General features: G+C 74.7%; 12 protein-coding genes. 8 read left to right on the top strand and 4 right to left on the bottom strand.

Translation table 11 applies throughout. The features are described 5' to 3' along the window. Positions 1-4 precede the first annotated feature (4 nt). Positions 5-820, bottom strand: a complete 816-nt coding sequence (locus ACFC2L_RS17515; RefSeq protein ID WP_375825617.1) for an electron transfer flavoprotein subunit beta/FixA family protein — start codon at positions 818-820, stop codon at positions 5-7. 204 nt (positions 821-1024) lie between these two features. Between ACFC2L_RS17515 and glgX the strand changes: the two genes are divergently transcribed. Further along, the gene (gene glgX, locus ACFC2L_RS17510) at positions 1025-3358 is read left to right on the top strand and encodes a glycogen debranching protein GlgX (protein ID WP_375825667.1); all 2334 of its coding nucleotides are present in this window, start codon (positions 1025-1027) and stop codon (positions 3356-3358) included. Here the strand turns inward: glgX and ACFC2L_RS17505 are convergent. Further along, positions 3331-3978: a TetR/AcrR family transcriptional regulator gene (locus ACFC2L_RS17505; protein WP_375825616.1), complete on the bottom strand. Its 648-nt coding sequence runs from the start codon at positions 3976-3978 to the stop codon at positions 3331-3333. The genes glgX and ACFC2L_RS17505 overlap by 28 nt on opposite strands. A 70-nt stretch (positions 3979-4048) precedes the next feature. Here ACFC2L_RS17505 and ACFC2L_RS17500 point away from each other — a divergent pair, with 70 nt between their 5' ends. From ACFC2L_RS17500 to ACFC2L_RS17485, 4 genes are all read left to right on the top strand, one after another. Next, complete coding sequence (locus ACFC2L_RS17500; protein ID WP_375825615.1) at positions 4049-4291, top strand: hypothetical protein; 243 nt, start codon at positions 4049-4051, stop codon at positions 4289-4291. Next, on the top strand, positions 4288-4464 hold the full coding sequence (locus tag ACFC2L_RS17495; protein ID WP_375825614.1) for a hypothetical protein: 177 nt from the start codon (positions 4288-4290) through the stop codon (positions 4462-4464). The genes ACFC2L_RS17500 and ACFC2L_RS17495 overlap by 4 nt, the downstream gene beginning before the upstream one ends. A gap of 32 nt (positions 4465-4496) precedes the next feature. Then, a complete protein-coding gene (locus ACFC2L_RS17490) occupies positions 4497-6251 on the top strand; it encodes an FAD-binding dehydrogenase (RefSeq protein ID WP_375825613.1) in 1755 nt (584 codons plus the stop codon). Between the two features lie 85 nt (positions 6252-6336). Continuing rightward, positions 6337-7593 (top strand): hypothetical protein, encoded by a 1257-nt coding sequence (locus ACFC2L_RS17485; protein WP_375825612.1) that lies wholly within the window; start codon positions 6337-6339, stop codon positions 7591-7593. 33 nt (positions 7594-7626) lie between these two features. Here ACFC2L_RS17485 and ACFC2L_RS17480 read toward each other — a convergent pair whose 3' ends face one another. Beyond that, complete coding sequence (locus ACFC2L_RS17480; protein ID WP_375825611.1) at positions 7627-8631, bottom strand: hypothetical protein; 1005 nt, start codon at positions 8629-8631, stop codon at positions 7627-7629. 184 nt (positions 8632-8815) lie between these two features. After that, positions 8816-11416, bottom strand: coding sequence for an alpha-glucan family phosphorylase (gene glgP / locus ACFC2L_RS17475; protein WP_375825609.1), 2601 nt, complete (start codon positions 11414-11416; stop codon positions 8816-8818). 171 nt (positions 11417-11587) lie between these two features. On the opposite strand from glgP, the gene ACFC2L_RS17470 reads away from it, so the two are divergent. From ACFC2L_RS17470 to ACFC2L_RS17460, 3 genes are all read left to right on the top strand, one after another. Continuing rightward, positions 11588-13693: a maltotransferase domain-containing protein gene (locus tag ACFC2L_RS17470; RefSeq protein ID WP_375825608.1), complete on the top strand. Its 2106-nt coding sequence runs from the start codon at positions 11588-11590 to the stop codon at positions 13691-13693. Beyond that, positions 13690-15483 carry a maltose alpha-D-glucosyltransferase gene (gene treS / locus ACFC2L_RS17465; RefSeq protein ID WP_375825607.1) on the top strand — a complete coding sequence of 598 codons (1794 nt, stop codon included), beginning with the start codon at positions 13690-13692 and terminating at the stop codon, positions 15481-15483. The genes ACFC2L_RS17470 and treS overlap by 4 nt, the downstream gene beginning before the upstream one ends. Positions 15484-15563: 80 nt before the next feature. Next, a complete protein-coding gene (locus ACFC2L_RS17460; protein ID WP_375825606.1) occupies positions 15564-17117 on the top strand; it encodes an aminoglycoside phosphotransferase in 1554 nt (517 codons plus the stop codon). Positions 17118-17204 lie beyond the last annotated feature (87 nt).

The following is a 17204-nucleotide window of genomic DNA, read 5'->3' as shown; positions in this document are numbered from 1 at the left end:
CCTCTCAGACCAGGTCGTTGCGGATGAGGAACTCGGCCAGGGCGCGGCCGCCCTCGCCCTTGTCGACGACGATCTCGGCGTCGGGGCGCGGCGGGCGGGGCGACGCGTCGGTCACGCGCGAGCGCGCGCCCGCGTCGCCGACGAGCGCCGGGTCGACGCCGAGGTCGGCGAGGCTCCACGCCTCCACCGGGCGCGTGCGCGCCGCCATGATGAGCTTGAAGTTGGGCATGCGCGGGTCGTTCGCGTGGTCGGTCACCGAGACCACGGCGGGGAGCGGCGCCTCGAGGACCTCCTCGACGCCGTCGAGCTCGCGCGTGACGCGCGCGGTGCGCGCGCCCGGCTCGCCGTCGACCTCGAGCTTCCCCGCGAGCGTGAGCTGCGGCAGCCCGAGCTCCGCGGACAGGAGCGCGGGGACGACCGAGCCGAGCCCGTCGAGCGCGGCCATGCCGGTGACGACGACGTCCACCGGTGCCTCGTCCGCGAGGCGGCGCACCGCGGCGGCGAGCACGCGCGCGGTACCGAAGTAGTCGGAGCCCGCGACGGCGTCGTCGCTCACGCGCACGCCGCGGTCCGCGCCGAGCTGGTACGAGCGGCGCACCGCGCCGTCGGCGTCGGGCCCTGCCACCGTGAGGACGATCACCTCGCTGGTCTCGCGCTCCGCCTCCGGCAGCGCCTCCTTGAGGCGCAGCGCGGCCTCGACCGCGTTCTCGTCGAGCTCGTTGAGCGTCCCCTCGTCGGCCCGGCGCACGACGCGCCCGCCCTCGAAGCCCCGGTCGGCGTGGATGTCCGGGACGTACTTCACGGCGACGACGATCCGCATCGGCTGCTCTCCCTGTGCGCTGGGCGGTCGGCCGGAGAGGTTCCCGGCCCGCTCGGGGAAGCCTACCGGCGGGCGGCGGGAGGAGCCGGTGACACCCGCCACAATGGACGGGTGCACGAGCCCTCCGACCCGAGCCCCGTCCCCCCGGCCACCGGCGAGCCCGCGCTCCCGGCCGCGCCGGGACGCGTCGACCGGCACGCCCTCGTGCCGCCGCTCGGCGTCCGCGTCGCGGGCGACGGCGTCGACGTCGCCGTCCTCGCCTCGCACGCGACCGCCGTCGAGCTGTGCCTCGTCGACGTCGTCGACGCGGCGCGGCCCGCCCACGACCCCGCCCGCTACCGCGAGCGCCGCGTCCCGCTCGCCGGGCCGGCGTACGGCGTCTGGCACGCCCACGTCCCGGGCGTCCGCCCCGGGCAGCGCTACGGGTTCCGCGTCCACGGCCCCTGGGACCCCGCGGCCGGGCTCCGGCACAACCCCGCGAAGCTCCTCGTCGACCCGTACGCGCGAGGCCTCGTGGGCGAGCTCGTCGACGACCCTGCGATCCGCGGGCAGGCCGGCGACGACCCGTACGGCCCGGCGGACGCGCGCGACTCGCTGCCGTTCGTCCCGCACGCGGTGGTCGTGGCCGAGCCCGCGGGCGCGCTCGCGCCCCGGCCCCGCGTCCCGTGGCGCGACACCGTCGTCTACGAGGCGCACGTGCGCGGCCTCACGCAGCGGCTCGAGGCGCTGCCCGAGCACCTGCGCGGCACGTACGCGGGCGTCGCGCACCCCGTGACGGTCGAGCACCTGCGCACCCTCGGCGTGACGACGGTCGAGCTCCTGCCCGTGCACGCGAACGTCCCCGAGCCGCACCTGCTCGCGAGCGGCCGCACCAACTACTGGGGGTACTCGACGCTCGGGTTCTTCGCGCCCCACGCCGCGTACGCGACGCGCGCCGCGCAGGAGGCCGGTCCCGGCGCCGTCCTCGACGAGGTGCGCGGCATGGTCCACCTGCTCCACGAGGCGGGGATCGAGGTGCTGCTCGACGTCGTGCACAACCACACGTGCGAGGGCGGCGCGGACGGCTACCACCTGTCGTGGCGCGGCCTCGACAACGCCGGGTACTACCTGCACGACGGCGGCGCGCCCGCGCGCCTCGCGGACGTCACCGGGACGGGCAACTCCCTCGACTTCCGGCGCCCGGCGGTCGTGCGCGCGGCGCTCGACTCGCTGCGGTACTGGGCGGACGTCGTGGGCGTCGACGGGTTCCGCTTCGACCTCGCGGTCACGCTCGGGCGCGGGTCGGCCGGGTTCGACCCCGACCACCCGTTCCTCGTCGCGCTCCAGACCGACCCGGTGCTGTGCGGGCTCAAGCTCGTCGCCGAGCCGTGGGACGTGGGGCCGGGCGGCTGGCGCACCGGTCAGTTCCCGCCCCCGCTCGCCGAGTGGAACGACCGGTTCCGCGACGCGGCCCGCCAGTTCTGGCTCGCCGACGCGCGCGAGGCGTCCCACGGGCGGCCCGGCCACGGCGTGCGCGACCTCGCGACCCGGCTCGCGGGCTCCGCGGACCTGTTCGGCCGCTCCGACCCGCCGCTGCTGCGCGGGCCCGTCGCCTCGGTGAGCTACGTGACCGCGCACGACGGGTTCACGCTCGCGGACCTCGTCGCGTACGACCACAAGCACAACCTCGCGAACGGCGAGGACAACCGCGACGGGACCGACGACAACCGGTCCTGGAACCACGGCCTCGAGGGCCCGGTCGCGGCCCTCGACGCACGGACGGACGGCGGCCCCGGCGCCGGGCTCGACGAACTCGGGAGCGGGATCGGGATCGGGATCGGCGAGGTGATCGCGCCCCTGCGCCGCCGGTCGATCCGCAACCTGCTCGCGACGCTCGTCCTGGCCGCCGGGGTCCCGATGCTCACCGCGGGCGACGAGATGGGTCGGACCCAGCGGGGCAACAACAACGCCTACACCCAGGACGACGCGACGTCCTGGGTGTCGTGGGACCTGTCCCCGTGGCGCGAGGACCTGCTCGCGACCGCGCGGCACCTGCTCGCCCTGCGCCGCGCGCACCCCGCGCTGCGGCCCGACACCTTCTTCACCGGTCGGCCCCGCCCGACGCACGCCGTGACGGACACCGCCACGAACACCGCGATGGGCGCAGCGACGGACGCGGCGACGCCGCGCGGGGCGGACCGCGTCGGCGTGCCCGACCTGGTCTGGTTCGGCGCCGACGGTGAGCTCCTGGACCACGCCGCGTGGCACGACCCCGCAGTCCGGACCCTGCAGATGCTGCGGACCGCGCCCGAGCCCGGCGACGCCGATGTGCTCGTCGTCCTGGTCGGTGCCCTCGACCCCGTGGACGTCACGCTCCCGGGCGTGCGCGCGGCGTCGGGCGGCGACCCCGAGCGCTGGGACCTCGCGTGGGACTCCGACTGGGAGCACCCCGACGACCGGGACCGCGCGAACGGCGACGGCACCGCCCGCGCGGGCGACGTCGTCGGGCTCGAGGCCCTGAGCCTGCGCGTCTACGTGGCGCGGGGCGCGTCGTCGTAGCCGTCGGCCTCCAGGCTGCGCAGGTGCGCGTCGAGCACGGCCCGGCACGTCGCGGGCCCGGCGAGGTGCGGCTGGAGGACCGCCTGGGTCGCGACGCCGTCGACCAGTGCCCACAGGCGGGCCGTCTCGGTCTCGACGTCGAGCCCCGGGCGTAACCCCCCGCCGGCGACGTGCCCCGCCAGCACCTGCCCGAGGACCCACCGGGTGCCCTCGGCAGCGCGTCGGGCCTGTTCCTGGAGCGTCGGGTCCGTCCGCGCCGCGGCCGTGAACTCGACGAACACCGACACCTCGTCGCGCCGGGCGTCGTCGAGCGGGAGGAGCTCCTCGACCAGGGCCTGGACCAGGCGACGGCGCTCGCCGGACGGGCGCGCGGTCCACCCCTGCGCGTCGGCCACGTGCCGGCGGACGCGTCCGGAGACCCGGTCGACCATGGACACCATCGCGAAGAGAACCAGCTCCTCGTGCGACGCGAAGTAGTGCCGCACGGAGCCGACGTTCAGGCCCGCCTCGTCGGCCACCTTGCGCAACGACGCGCGCGCGAGTCCCTCGCGCGCCGTCAGCCGCAGGACGGCGGTGACGATCTCCTCCCGTCGCGTGACGGGGTCCACGATCCTCGGCATGGGGTCGTTCTATCACGCCTGTGATACGTTTTTTTATCACAAGTGTGCTACTTAACTTTCGGAGGTCGTCGTGGAGACCCTGTCCACCCTGCTCCTGGTCCGCTTCGGCCTGGTCGTCGCCGCGATCGTCGTGGCCGCTCTCGTCCTGTTCGTCGTCGCGCTCGTCCTGCGGCGCCGGGGTCGGCTCGACGCCGCGCGCGAGCAGGCCGCACCGGTCGCGCGCGCCGTCGCGCGTGCCGCTGTCGACCACCTCCTGGGCGCGCGCGGTACGGCGGCCCGGGACGAGCGTCCGACCGACCGACACCGCCCGTGAGCGCCACGCTGCGGAGCGCGGCGGTGCGCGCGGACGGCGACGACGTCGTCGAGCTCCTCGTGCACGACGCCCTCGCGAAGGGAGCGATCGTGCTCGTCGGTCTGGTCCTGCTCTCCGTCGGGCTCGCCGTCGCGTGGCGGGTGTGGGGTCGCGGACCGCACGACCGCGGCTGACGTCGCACGACCTGGTGCTCTAGTGTTCCCGCATGAGTGACAGCGCGGTCGACTCCTCCGTCAGCTCTCCCGCGATCCAGGATCCCGAGATCGTCGTCGTGGGGGCCGGCCTCGCCGGGCTCGTCGCGGCGACCGAGCTCACCGCGGCGGGGCGTCGTGTCGTCCTGCTCGACCAGGAGCCGGCCGCGAGCCTCGGCGGTCAGGCGTGGTGGTCGTTCGGCGGCCTGTTCCTCGTCGGCTCGCCCGAGCAGCGGCGCATGGGCGTCACGGACTCGGCCGAGCTCGCGTTCGACGACTGGCTCGGGTCCGCGCAGTTCGCGCCCGGCGCCGACCGAGGAGAAGGCCCCGACCGCCACGGGTACGCGTGGGCGCGCGGGTTCGTCGACTTCGCCGCGGGCGAGATGCGTGGCTGGCTGCACGACAAGGGCGTGCGGTGGTTCCCCCTGGTGCAGTGGGCCGAGCGCGGCGGGTACCCGGTGCGCTCGGGCGCCGACGGGTCCGCGGCGGGCGCCCACGGCAACTCCGTCCCCCGGTTCCACGTCACGTGGGGCACCGGGCCGGGCATCCTCGAGCCGTTCGTCCGCGCCGCGCTCGACGCCCGGGCCGCGGGCCTGCTCGACCTGCGGTTCCGGCACCGGGTCACGTCCCTCGTGGTGACCGACGGCGCGGTGACGGGCGTGCGCGCGGAGGTGCTGGCGCCGTCCGACGCGGAGCGCGGGGCCCCGTCGTCGCGCGACGTGGTCGGCGAGGTCGAGATCGCCGCGAGCGCCGTCGTCGTGACGTCGGGCGGGATCGGCGCGAATCACGACCTCGTGCGCTCGCGCTGGCCGCGGTCCGCCGGCCACCTGCCCGCCCGCATGCTCTCCGGCGTCCCCGACTCGACCGACGGGCTCATGATCGGCGTCGCCGCCGACGCGGGCGCCGCGCTCGTCCACGAGGACCGCATGTGGCACTACCCCGAGGGCATCGCGAACCACTCCCCCGTGTGGACGGACCACGGCATCCGCATCCTGCCCGGCCCGAGCTCGTTGTGGCTCGACGCCGACGGCAACCGGCTGCCCGCGCCGCTGTTCCCGGGGTTCGACGCGCTCGGCGCGCTCCAGCACGTCACCGAGCGCGGCGATGACCACTCCTGGTTCGTGCTCAACAAGGCGATCATGGAGACCGAGTTCGCGCTGTCGGGCTCCGAGCAGAACCCCGACCTCACCGGCAAGGACGTCCGGCTGCTCGCGCAGCGCGTGCTGCCGGGCGCCGTCGGGCCGGTGGCGCGGTTCGCCGAGCAGTCGCCCGAGTTCGTCTGGGCCGACACGCCCGAGGAGCTCGCCGCCGGGATGAACGCGCTCGTGGACGCGACGCCGGGCTCGCGCGGCCACGTCGACGGCGACGCCCTCGCACGCATCGTCCACCTGCGCGACGAGCAGGTCCGCACCGGCCTCGGCAAGGACCCGCAGGTCGTCGCGACGGCGATGGCGCGGCGTTACCGCGTCGACCGGCTCATCCGCGTCTCGCCCCCGCGCCCGCTCACCACGCCCAAGGACGGGCCCCTGCTCGCCGTCCGCCTCTCGGTGCTCACGCGCAAGACGCTCGGCGGGCTGTGGACCGACACGTCCGCGCGCGTGCTGCGCGCCGACGGCTCCATGCTGCCCGGGCTCTGGGCCGCGGGCGAGGCCGCCGGGTTCGGCGGCGGCGGCGTGCACGGCCACCGCGCGCTCGAGGGCACGTTCCTCGGCGGCTGCCTCTACTCGGGCCGTGTCGCGGGCCGCTCGCTCGCGGCGGAGCTCGGCTGAACCCACGCGAGACAGCACCTGGTCGTTGGGGGCCGGCTGTCGTCGTCCGTCGCGCGAGGTGCCACGGCCGGTAGGGTCACCGAGCATGAGCGTGCACGACGACGCGTCCCGACCCGGACGACCTGCCCTCGCCTCGGGTACGGGACCGGTCGGGCACGGCGAACCGGCCGGGCCGGGCGTCGTCCAGGAGTCCGGCACGCAGCCGGAGACCGACCCGTCCGACGTCGCTGCGTGCGAACGTGTCTTCCGCCGCAACGGGCTCCCGCTCCTCGTCGAGGGTCACTCCGTGGACCGTGACGTCTTCGGTCGGTCGGCACCGTTCCTGCTCGTCGTGCTGCTCGCCGAGCTCACCGGCGCCCTCCGCTCCGGCTGGCCCGCCTGGGCGAACGCGCTCGCGCTCCTCGGCGGCGCCGCGATCGTCGCCGGCGCCTACGCGGGTCTCAACGTGGTGCGCGGCCGCGCGTGGTCGACCCTCCCCCAGTCGGTCGGCCTCCCCGAGCTCGCGTTCTTCGTGCTCGTCCCGGCGCTGCTGCCGCTCGTGTTCGGCGGCCAGTGGGACGAGGCGCTGCTCACCGTCGTGGGGAACCTGGTCCTGCTCGGGGTCGTGCGCGTCGTCGTGGGGTACGGCGTGCTGTCGTCGCTGTGGTGGGGTCTCGCGCGCGTCACGGACGAGCTCGGCGCCGCTCTCCTGCGCCTCGTGCGGCTGCTCCCCTTGCTGCTCGTGTTCTCCCTCGTCCTGTTCTACAACGCCGAGGTCTGGCAGGTGTTCGACCGCACGCACGGCGTCGCGGACCTCGTGCTCGGCGCGTTCTTCGCGCTGCTCGTCGTGCTGTTCGTCGCGCTGCGCTCCCCGGGCGAGGCGCGCGAGGCCCTCGCCGAGACGGCTGCGCGGCTACCCGGGCACGAGCGCGCGACGCGCTTCAGCCGCGGCCAGACGGCGAACCTCGCGACCATGATCGCCAGCAGCCAGCTCCTGCAGGTCCTCGTCGTGAGTCTCGGCATGGGCGTGTTCTTCATGGCGCTGGGGACCCTCACCGTGACGCCGGAGGTCATGGCGCTGTGGGACGTCGACGGGGGCACCTGGCAGCAGACGCTCTCGCTCGCGGGCGGGGGTGGGGTCGGCGGGGCGGACCTCGTCGTGACGCAGACGCTCCTGCGCGTCTCCGTCGCCATCGCGACCTTCACCGGCCTCTACTACGCGATCTCCGTGCAGGTCGACGCGGTCTACCGCGAGGAGTTCGTCGACGGCATCGAGACCCAGCTCGCCGACGTCGTCCGCACCCGCTCCCGCTACCTCACCCTCCTCGACACCCGCGAGATAGAGCCTCCGGTCGTGAGATAGAGCTCCGCGAGCCCTACCTCGCTGCGGGAGCCTCTATCTCGCGGAGCGTCGCGCGAGCGCAGCCCGGATCCGGCGAACGAGGACGTCGGGTTCCGCGAGGTCGTTCCACGTCACCCGCAGGACGAACCACCCTGCCTCCGTCAGGGCGTCGTGCCTGGTCTTCTCCGCGAGCAGGCGGTCCCGCGGGTCGCCGTACTCGCCGCCGGAGTACTTGACGGCTCCGTCGAACTCGACCGCGACGCGGTACGTCGCCCACGCGACGTCCAGCCGGTACGTGCCTCGCCAGGTCGTCACCGCGAGGTTCGGCTCAGGGTGCGGGAGGCCCGCGTCGACCACCAACCAGCGCACCACGCTCTCGCCCGGCGACTCCGACCGGGGATCGGCCTCGGCGAGGACCCTCCGTGCGCGCTGGACGCCACGCCCACCGGCGGCTGCGTCCAGAACGGCCGTGACCTTCTGGACGTCAGCCCCGGCACGGAGCCCCGAGTCCGCGACCACGACGCCCGCCGTCGGGCTGAGAGAACGAGCACAGTCGACGATCGTGCGCTCCAGCGAGGTGATCGGCAGACCGTCGAGCTCGCAGCGGTCGCTCTCGGGCAGCGCCGTCCAGTGCCTGCGGAACCCCGAGTCGGTCCGGCGCACGGACGGGTTCCCGAGCTGCGTCACATGGACCTCGTCCTCGAGCCGCCAGGTCCACAGCCCGTGCAGGACTGCAGCGGTCGAGTGACTGAACCAGTAGTCCGTCGTCAACCGTCCCGCGAGCGCTACCGCACGCGCGACGACGGCGTCGCGCCGACGCCGCGCCGGCGGAGCCACCGAAGCCGGCGGGGCCGCGTAGACACCCCGACGCACCCGGACGAGCGTGCCGCGGCGGACCGCGGCCGCGATCTCGGCGCGCCGCTCTGCCGAGAACCGGACCACCGACGGCAACGGCACGGAAGCACGCGCGTCGTCGTCTCGCCGGGGCGGGTGCCGCGTGTCCCGGGGACGACTCACCGTCCGACGCGTCTGCTCGACCTCGTGCTCGTCCGTGCTCACGGGCACAGAATGGCCGAGCACGCCGGCCGCAGCCAGGGCCGGCCAGGAACCTGTGGACAACCGTCGACCGCGCCCAGCGGGCTCGTCCCGGCCACCGGCTCCCACGAGGTAGAGCCTCCGGTCGCGATGTAGAACTCCGGGTGTTCTACGCCGCGACCGGAGGCTCTACCTCGGCAGCGGGGCGTCAGGCGTTGGCGACGAGGCCGAGCTCGGCGACGCTCGGGAGGCCGGTGTGCGTCGGGACGACGCGCACCGTGTAGCCGAACGGGCCGGAGGCGTCGAGCACGACGTCACCGGCGAACGCGTAGCGGCCGGCCTCGTACGTCTCGGCGAGCGCGAGCGGCTCGGCGGTGAACTCCTCGATGACGTCGGCCTCGCTGACGCGGCCGTGCACGACCTGCACCTGCACGTCCTCGGGGCGCAGGTCGCCGAGCGAGACGTACGCGCGCACGGTGAGCCGGTCGCCGACCTGCGGCACCTCGCCGATGCCGGACGAGTCGACGTGGTCGACCCGCACGCGCGACCAGCCCGCACGGACCGCGTTCTTCCAGTGCGCGAGCTCGCGCGCGGGGGCGAGCCCGTCGGCCGCGAGCGCCCGCCCCGCGGCGGCGGCGGGCGCGTACAGGCGCGTCACGTACTCGCCGACCATGCGCGTCGCCTGGACCTTGGGGCCGAGCGTGGCGAGCGTGTGCCGCACCATCTCGAGCCACCGGTCCGGGACGCCGTCGGCGGTGCGGTCGTAGAAGCGCGGCGCCACCTGCTGCTCGACGAGGTCGTAGAGCGCGGACGCCTCGAGGTCGTCGCGGCGGTCGGGGTCCTCGACGCCGTCGGCGGTGGGGATGGCCCAGCCGTTCTCGCCGTCGTACCACTCGTCCCACCACCCGTCGAGGATCGACAGGTTGAGGCCGCCGTTGAGCGCCGACTTCATGCCCGACGTCCCCGACGCCTCCAGCGGACGCAGCGGGTTGTTGAGCCAGACGTCGCAGCCCGGGTAGAGCGACTGCGCCATGGCGATGTCGTAGTTGGGCAGGAAGACGATGCGGTGGCGCACCTCGGGGTCGTCGGTGAAGCGCACGAGCTGCTGGATGAGCCGCTTGCCCTGGTCGTCGGCGGGGTGCGACTTGCCGGCCACGACGAGCTGCACGGGGCGCTCGGGGTGCAGCAGCAGCGCCTTGAGCCGCTCGGGGTCGCGCAGCATGAGCGTGAGCCGCTTGTACGTGGGCACGCGGCGCGCGAAGCCGATGGTGAGCACGTCGGGCGACAGGACGTCGTCGACCCAGCCCAGCTCCGCCGGGGTCGCGCCGCGCTCGCGCCACGACTTGCGCACGCGGCGGCGGGCCTCGTCGACGAGGCGACCACACATCTCGCGGCGGACCGCCCACAGCTCGCCGTCGCTCACGCCGCCCTCGCCCTCACCGCGCAGCCAGCCCGACGACGCGTCGTCGGCCGTGAGCTCGTCGAGCCCGAGCCGCTCGGCCTCGAGGGCCGCGAACGCGGGGTCCACCCAGGTGGGCGAGTGCACGCCGTTCGTCACGGACGTGATGGGGACCTCGCGCGCGTCGAACCCGGGCCACAGCCCCTCGAACATGCCCCGCGACACCTCGCCGTGCAGCAGCGAGACGCCGTTCGCGCGGCCGCCCATGCGCAGTCCCATGACGGCCATGTTGAAGACGGTCGGGTCGCCGCCGTCGTAGTCCTCGGCGCCGAGCGCGAGGACCCGCTCCACAGGCAGGCCGTCCACGGCCATGTCGCCGCCGAAGTACTGCGTGACGAGGTCGCGGCCGAACCGGTCGATGCCGGCCGGGACGGGCGTGTGCGTCGTGAAGACCGTCGCGGCGCGCACGGCCTCCAGGGCCTCGTCGAACGTGAGGCCCTGCTCGACGAGCTCGCGGATGCGCTCGACGCCGAGGAACCCGGCGTGCCCCTCGTTCGTGTGGTAGACCTCCGGCGCCGGCGCGCCGGTGAGGCGCGACCACAGGCGCAGCGCGCGCACGCCGCCCACGCCGAGCAGCAGCTCCTGCTGGAGACGGTGCTCCCCACCCCCGCCGTAGAGGCGGTCGGTGACCTTGCGCGCGGCCTCGTCGTTGCCGGGCACGTTCGAGTCGAGCAGCAGCAGGGGCACGCGCCCCACGGCGGCCACCCACACGTGCGCGTGCAGCGTCCGACCGCCCGGGAGGGCGAGCGAGACGCGCGCGGGCGTGCCGTCGTCGTCGCGCAGCAGGGTCAGCGGGAGGCCGTCCGGGTCGAGCAGCGGGTAGGTCTCGACCTGCCAGCCGTCGCGCGTGAGGGACTGCTTGAAGTACCCGGCGCCGTACAGGAGCCCGACGCCGACGATCGGCACGCCGAGGTCGCTCGCGCTCTTGAGGTGGTCGCCCGCGAGGATGCCGAGCCCGCCGGAGTACTGGGGCAGCACCGACGTGATGCCGAACTCGGGCGAGAAGTACGCGATCGCGGCCGGGAGCGGGCCGTTCTCGTCCTCCGCGGCCGCCCGCTGCTGGTACCACAGCGCGTCGTCGAGGTAGTGGCGCAGGTCGGCCGCCGCCGCGCGCACGCGCTCGACGAACGCGCCGTCGGCGGCGAGCTCCGCGAGGCGCTCCGGGCCGAGCGCGCCCAGCAGCGCGACGGGGTCGCCGTGCACGGACGCCCACGCCTCGGGGTCGATGCCGGCGAACAGGTCGCGCGTCGGGGCGTGCCAGGACCAGCGCAGGTTGTGCGCCAGCTCGTCCAGGTCGCGCAGCTCGGCGGGCAGCAGGGTGCGGACGGTGAACCGTCGGATCGCTCTCACGGGGACGAGACTACGGGGGCTCGGGCCGCTGCACACCCTCGCGCCGTCACACGCACGTAACGCTTGCATGAAGTTTCACCCCGGTGCGCGCCGCCTGCGGGCACGGACGTGCGACGCGCCGACCCGCGCTCCCAGGTGCCCGCCCCCCGCGGGCCTCGATACGTTGTGCGTGTGACGTCGACCCCTCCGGCCCCCGCGCCGCACCGCACCCCCGCGACCTCCCCCCTTCCCGCGCCGTCCGCCCCGATCGGCCGCATCCCCGTGCTGGACGTGTCCCCCGTCGTCGAGGGCGGGCGGTGGCCCGCGAAGGCCGTCGTCGGCGAGATGGTGCCGGTCGAGGCGACCGTGTTCCGCGAGGGGCACGACGCCGTCGCCGCGACCGCCGTCCTCGTCGCCCCGGACGGGGCCGAGCGCACCGCCCGGATGGTGGACGTCGCGCCCGGCCTCGACCGCTTCCGCGCGTCGCTGCACCCCGACTCCCTCGGCGACTGGTCGCTGCGGGTCGAGGCGTGGAGCGACCCGTACGGCACCTGGGCGCACGACGCGACGGTGAAGATCGCCGCGGGCGTCGACGTCGACCTCATGCTCGCCGAGGGCGTCCGCCTCTTCGAGCGCGTCCTGGCCGACGCCGTCCCCCTCCCGGGCGCCGACGGCACCCCGGGCACCCGGTCGCCGCAGGACGCGCGCACGCTCGCCGACGCGGCCGCCGCCCTCGCCGACGCGAGCCGCCCCGCCGAGGCCCGCCTCGCCGCGGCGACGTCCCCCGAGGTGCGCGACGTCCTGGACCGCGCGCCCCTGCGCGACCACGTGACGGCGTCGGCCACCTACGACCTGCGCGTCGAGCGGCCGCTGGCGCTCGCGGGCGCGTGGTACGAGATGTTCCCGCGCTCGGAGGGCGCGCGCCGGCTCAAGGACGGGCGCTGGCGCTCCGGCACGTTCACCGCGGCGGCCCGGCGCCTGCCCGCGATCGCCGCGATGGGGTTCGACGTCGTCTACCTCACGCCCGTCCACCCCATCGGCACGACCCACCGCAAGGGCCGCAACAACTCCCTCACGGCGCTCCCGGGCGACCCGGGCAGCCCGTACGCGATCGGCTCGAAGGACGGCGGCCACGACGCGATCCACCCCGAGCTCGGCAGCGACCGCACGTTCCGCGCGTTCGTCAAGGAGGCGCGACGCAACGGGCTCGAGGTCGCGATCGACCTCGCGCTGCAGTGCTCGCCCGACCATCCGTGGGTCGCCGAGCACCCGGAATGGTTCACGACCCGCGCCGACGGCTCGATCGCGTACGCCGAGAACCCGCCCAAGAAGTACCAGGACATCTACCCGCTGAACTTCGACAACGACCCCGAGGGCATCTACGCCGAGGTCCTGCGGGTGGTCCGCGTGTGGATCGAGCGGGGCGTCACGGCGTTCCGCGTCGACAACCCGCACACCAAGCCGCTCGACTTCTGGGAGTGGCTGCTCGCGGAGGTGCGCGCGACGAACCCCGAGGTCGTGTTCCTCTCGGAGGCGTTCACCAAGCCCGCGATGATGCACACGCTGGCGCGGATCGGGTTCCACCAGTCGTACACGTACTTCACGTGGCGCAACACGCGCGACGAGCTCGCCGAGTACCTCGAGGAGGTCTCGGGAGAGGCGGGCGCGTACATGCGGCCGAGCTTCTGGCCGACGACGCACGACATCCTCCCCCCGTACCTCCAGCACGGCGGGGTGGCCGGGTTCGCGGTGCGCGCGGTGCTCGCCGCGACCGGGTCGCCCACGTGGGGGATCTACTCCGGGTACGAGCTCGTGGAGAACGTCCCGCGCCCGGGCGTCGAGGAGCAGATCGACAACGAGAAGTACGAGTACAAGCCGCGCGACTGGGCGCTCGCCGAGGAGATCGGGATCTCGACGCTGCTCGCGCGGCTCAACGAGGTCCGGCGCGACCACCCCGCGCTGCGCCAGCTCCGCAACCTCACCGTGCACCCGACGACGAACGACCAGGTGCTCGCGTTCTCGCGGCACCTGCCCGCCGAGCACTCGCCGACCGGCGAGGCGGACACGGTCGTCGTCGTGGTGAACCTCGACCCCCGCTCCCCGCAGGAGTCGAACGTGCACCTCGACCTCGCGACCCTCGGGCTGCCTCCCCTCGCGGACGGCCAGGACCCGTGGGTGCCGTCCTTCGTCGCGCACGACGAGCTGTCCGGCGAGAGCTACGGCTGGGGCCAGGACGTCTACGTGCGGCTCGAGCCGATGCGCCAGGTCGCGCACGTCGTGCACGTGAGGCCTGCATGACGTTCCCTCGCGATGCTGCACCGGTCCCCGTGCGCGGTCCCGCTGCCGGCCCCGCCCCCGTGCCGCCCATCACCGCGCCGGTCCCCGTCGCGGCGCTCCCGCCACGCCGCCAGCCGACGGCGCCCGTCGACGCGCGCCCCGGGCTGTCGGACGACCCAGACTGGTACCGCACGGCCGTGTTCTACGAGGTGATCGTCCGCGCGTTCTCCGACTCCGACGGCAGCGGGACGGGCGACCTCCGAGGCCTCATCGACCGCCTCGACTACCTCCAGTGGCTCGGCATCGACGCGCTGTGGCTGCCGCCGTTCTACCCGTCGCCCCTGCGCGACGGCGGCTACGACGTCTCCGACTACACGGCGATCGCGCCGCAGTACGGCTCGACGTCGGACTTCGCCGAGCTCGTCAGCGAGGCGCACGCGCGCGGGATGCGCGTCGTCATCGACCTCGTCATGAACCACACGAGCGACCAGCACCCGTGGTTCCAGGCGTCGCGCGCCGACCCGGAGGGCCCGTACGGCGACTTCTACGTGTGGAGCGACGACGACACGCGCTACCAGGACGCGCGCATCATCTTCGTCGACACCGAGACGTCCAACTGGACGTTCGACCCCGTGCGACGCCAGTTCTTCTGGCACCGGTTCTTCTCCCACCAGCCCGATCTCAACTTCGAGAACCCCCGCGTCGCGGACGCGATGCTCGACGTCGCGCGGTTCTGGCTGCAGATGGGGGTCGACGGGTTCCGCCTCGACGCGGTGCCGTACCTGTACGAGGCCGAGGGCACCAACTGCGAGAACCTGCCGCAGACGCACGAGTTCCTGCGGCGCGTGCGGCGCATGGTGGACGCCGAGTTCCCGGGGCGCATCCTGCTCGCCGAGGCGAACCAGTGGCCGCGCGAGGTCGTGGACTACTTCGGCACCGAGGACGAGCCCGAGTGCCACATGTGCTTCCACTTCCCCGTGATGCCCCGCATCTACTACGCGATCCGCGACCAGCGCGCCAACCAGGTCCTGGAGATCCTCGCCGACACGCCGGACATCCCGCCCGGCGCGCAGTGGAGCACGTTCCTGCGCAACCACGACGAGCTCACCCTGGAGATGGTCTCCACCGAGGAGCGCGCGTCGATGTACGGCTGGTACGCGCCCGACCCGCGCATGCGCGCGAACGTCGGCATCCGGCGCCGGCTCGCGCCCCTGCTCGACAACTCGCGCAAGGAGGTCGAGCTCGCCCACGCGCTCCTGCTCTCCCTCCCCGGCAGCCCGTGCCTGTACTACGGCGACGAGATCGGCATGGGCGACAACATCTGGCTGCCCGACCGCGACGCCGTGCGCACGCCCATGCAGTGGACGCCCGACCGCAACGCGGGGTTCTCCACCGCCGACCCCGGCAAGGTGTACCTGCCGCTCGTCCAGTCGCTCGTGCACCACTACGGCTACGTCAACGTCGAGGCGCAGCTCGAGCAGTCGACGTCGCTGCTGCACTGGGTGCACGGCATGCTCAAGGTCCGGCGCCGGCACAAGGCGTTCGGCACGGGCGACTTCGTGCCGCTCGACTGCGACAACGAGTCGATCCTCGCGTTCCTGCGCCGCACGCCGACCGAGACGGTCCTGTGCGTCGCGAATCTCTCCGCGACCGCGCGCTCGGCCGCGGTGCACCTGCCCGGTCACGCCGGGGCGACGCTCACCGACGTGTTCGGCGGCGCGCACTTCCCCGCCGTCGACGACGACGAGCGCGTCGTCATGACCTGGGGGTCGCGCGACTTCTACTGGCTCGTCGTGCACGACCCCGCGTGAGCGCGCCTCCTCCCGGTCCTCGTGCGGCGGGCTCGTCGCTCGCGTGATGGCATGAGAGCGACCCGACCCGGGAGGCACGCGTGACGGTACGGCGGACGGACCCGCCCTCGGCGGAGCTCATGGCGCTCCTGGACGACTGGCTGCCCGCGCGGCGGTGGTACCCCGTGAAAGGGGTCGCCGTGCGGCACGTGCCGTGGTTGTCCTTCGCGCTCGACGTCCCGGCGTCCGCCCCGGCCGCCGGCCCGCCCGACGACGCATCAGGGCGAGCGCGGGTCGAGCTCCACCTCCTGCGGCTCGTCGGGGACGGCGTCGACCTCGTCGTGCAGGTGCCCCTCGTGCTCGAACCCGCGGGCACCGCGAGCGGGGGCGTGGAGCCCGGTGGCGCGGCGAGGCTCGGGAGCCCGACGCCGATCGGCACCCTGGGCACGGACGTCCCGGCCGGCCCGGGGTGGGTCGTGCACGACGGCACCACGCACCCCGCCTGCTGGGCGGCCCTCCTGGCCGAGGCCGCGTGGGAGGAGCCGGGCTCGGCGCCCCGCGCCGCGGGGTCCCGCGACGCCGGTGCGCCCGACCGCGAGCTCGCCGGGGGCCGCGCGCTGAGCGTCGAGCAGTCCAACAGCTCGGTGCTGCTCCCGGGCGTCGCCGGCGGGAGCATGCTCAAGGTGCTGCGCGCCATCGCGATCGGCCCCAACCCCGACGTGACGATCCCCCGCGCGCTCGCGGCCCAGGGCTGGACGGGCGTGCCCCGCCCGCTCGCGTGGCTCGAGGTGACGTGGGACGCGGCGGACGACCCGGCCGCCGTCGGACCGGACCCGGACCACCGACCGGGCGGGCCGACCGCCGGGCCGGGGTCGCCGCCGTCGAGCACCGCCCCGGACCCCGCGCCGCGGTCCGCGCACCTGGCGATCCTCAGCGAGTTCGTGGAGGGCGCGCGCGACGGGTTCGACCTCGCGTGCTCGTACGCGGGCCAGGGCGCGTCGTTCGCCGACCTCGCGGCCGACCTGGGGCGCGTGCTCGCCGACCTGCACGCCGCGCTCCGGCGCGCGTTCGACGTCGGCTCGCCGGTCGACGCGCGCTGGCTCGTCGCGGACCTGCGCCGGCGGGCGGACGAGGCCGTCGCGTCGTCGCGCGCGCTCGCGCGGCGCGCGGACGACGTCGCCGCCTTCTGGGACCGCACGTCCGCGCGCCTCGCGAACGTCACGCGCGTCCCCGACGCGCTCCCCCGGCTCCAGACCGTCCACGGTGACCTGCACCTCGGCCAGGTGCTGCACGCCCGCCGGTTCGGGTGGAAGGTGCTCGACTTCGAGGGCGAGCCGCTGCGCCCCGTCGTCGAGCGCACGCGGCCCGACCTCGCGCTGCGCGACGTCGCCGGGATCGTGCGCTCGTTCGACTACGCCGCCGCCGTCGGGCACGCGCCCGACGCCGCGTGGGCCGTCCAGGCGCGCACCGCGTTCCTCGACGCGTACGACCGGGCCGACACGGCCGGCGTCGACCGCGCGACGTCCGAGGCGCTCGTCCGGGCGCTCACGCTCGACAAGGCGCTCTACGAGGTCGTCTACGAGTCGCGCAACCGACCGGACTGGGAGCCCATCCCCCTCGCCGCGGTGGACCGCCTGCTCGCGGGCGACGCCTGATATGTAGGCCGTTCTGTCAAGTGGCAGGTTGGAGCACCCGCCTCGGACCGTCGTCCGGGACGGGTGCTCCTCTTGTCGCGTGGTGCC

It is taken from the genome of Cellulosimicrobium sp. NPDC055967 (genome assembly GCF_042269845.1).
Lineage (GTDB): Bacteria > Actinomycetota > Actinomycetes > Actinomycetales > Cellulomonadaceae > Cellulosimicrobium.
The sequence above is the reverse complement of the archived record's forward strand: the minus strand, read 5'-3'. Positions and strand labels throughout refer to the sequence as shown.

Bases quoted from the DNA above. Each gene is read 5' to 3' on its own strand.
- ACFC2L_RS17505 (WP_375825616.1), bottom strand. From the start codon at position 3,978: ATGCCGAGGATCGTGGACCCCGTCACGCGACGGGAGGAGATCGTCACC.
- ACFC2L_RS17515 (WP_375825617.1), bottom strand. From the start codon at position 820: ATGCGGATCGTCGTCGCCGTGAAGTACGTCCCGGACATCCACGCCGAC.
- ACFC2L_RS17485 (WP_375825612.1), top strand. From the start codon at position 6,337: ATGAGCGTGCACGACGACGCGTCCCGACCCGGACGACCTGCCCTCGCC.
- treS (WP_375825607.1), top strand. From the start codon at position 13,690: ATGACGTTCCCTCGCGATGCTGCACCGGTCCCCGTGCGCGGTCCCGCT.
- ACFC2L_RS17490 (WP_375825613.1), top strand. From the start codon at position 4,497: ATGAGTGACAGCGCGGTCGACTCCTCCGTCAGCTCTCCCGCGATCCAG.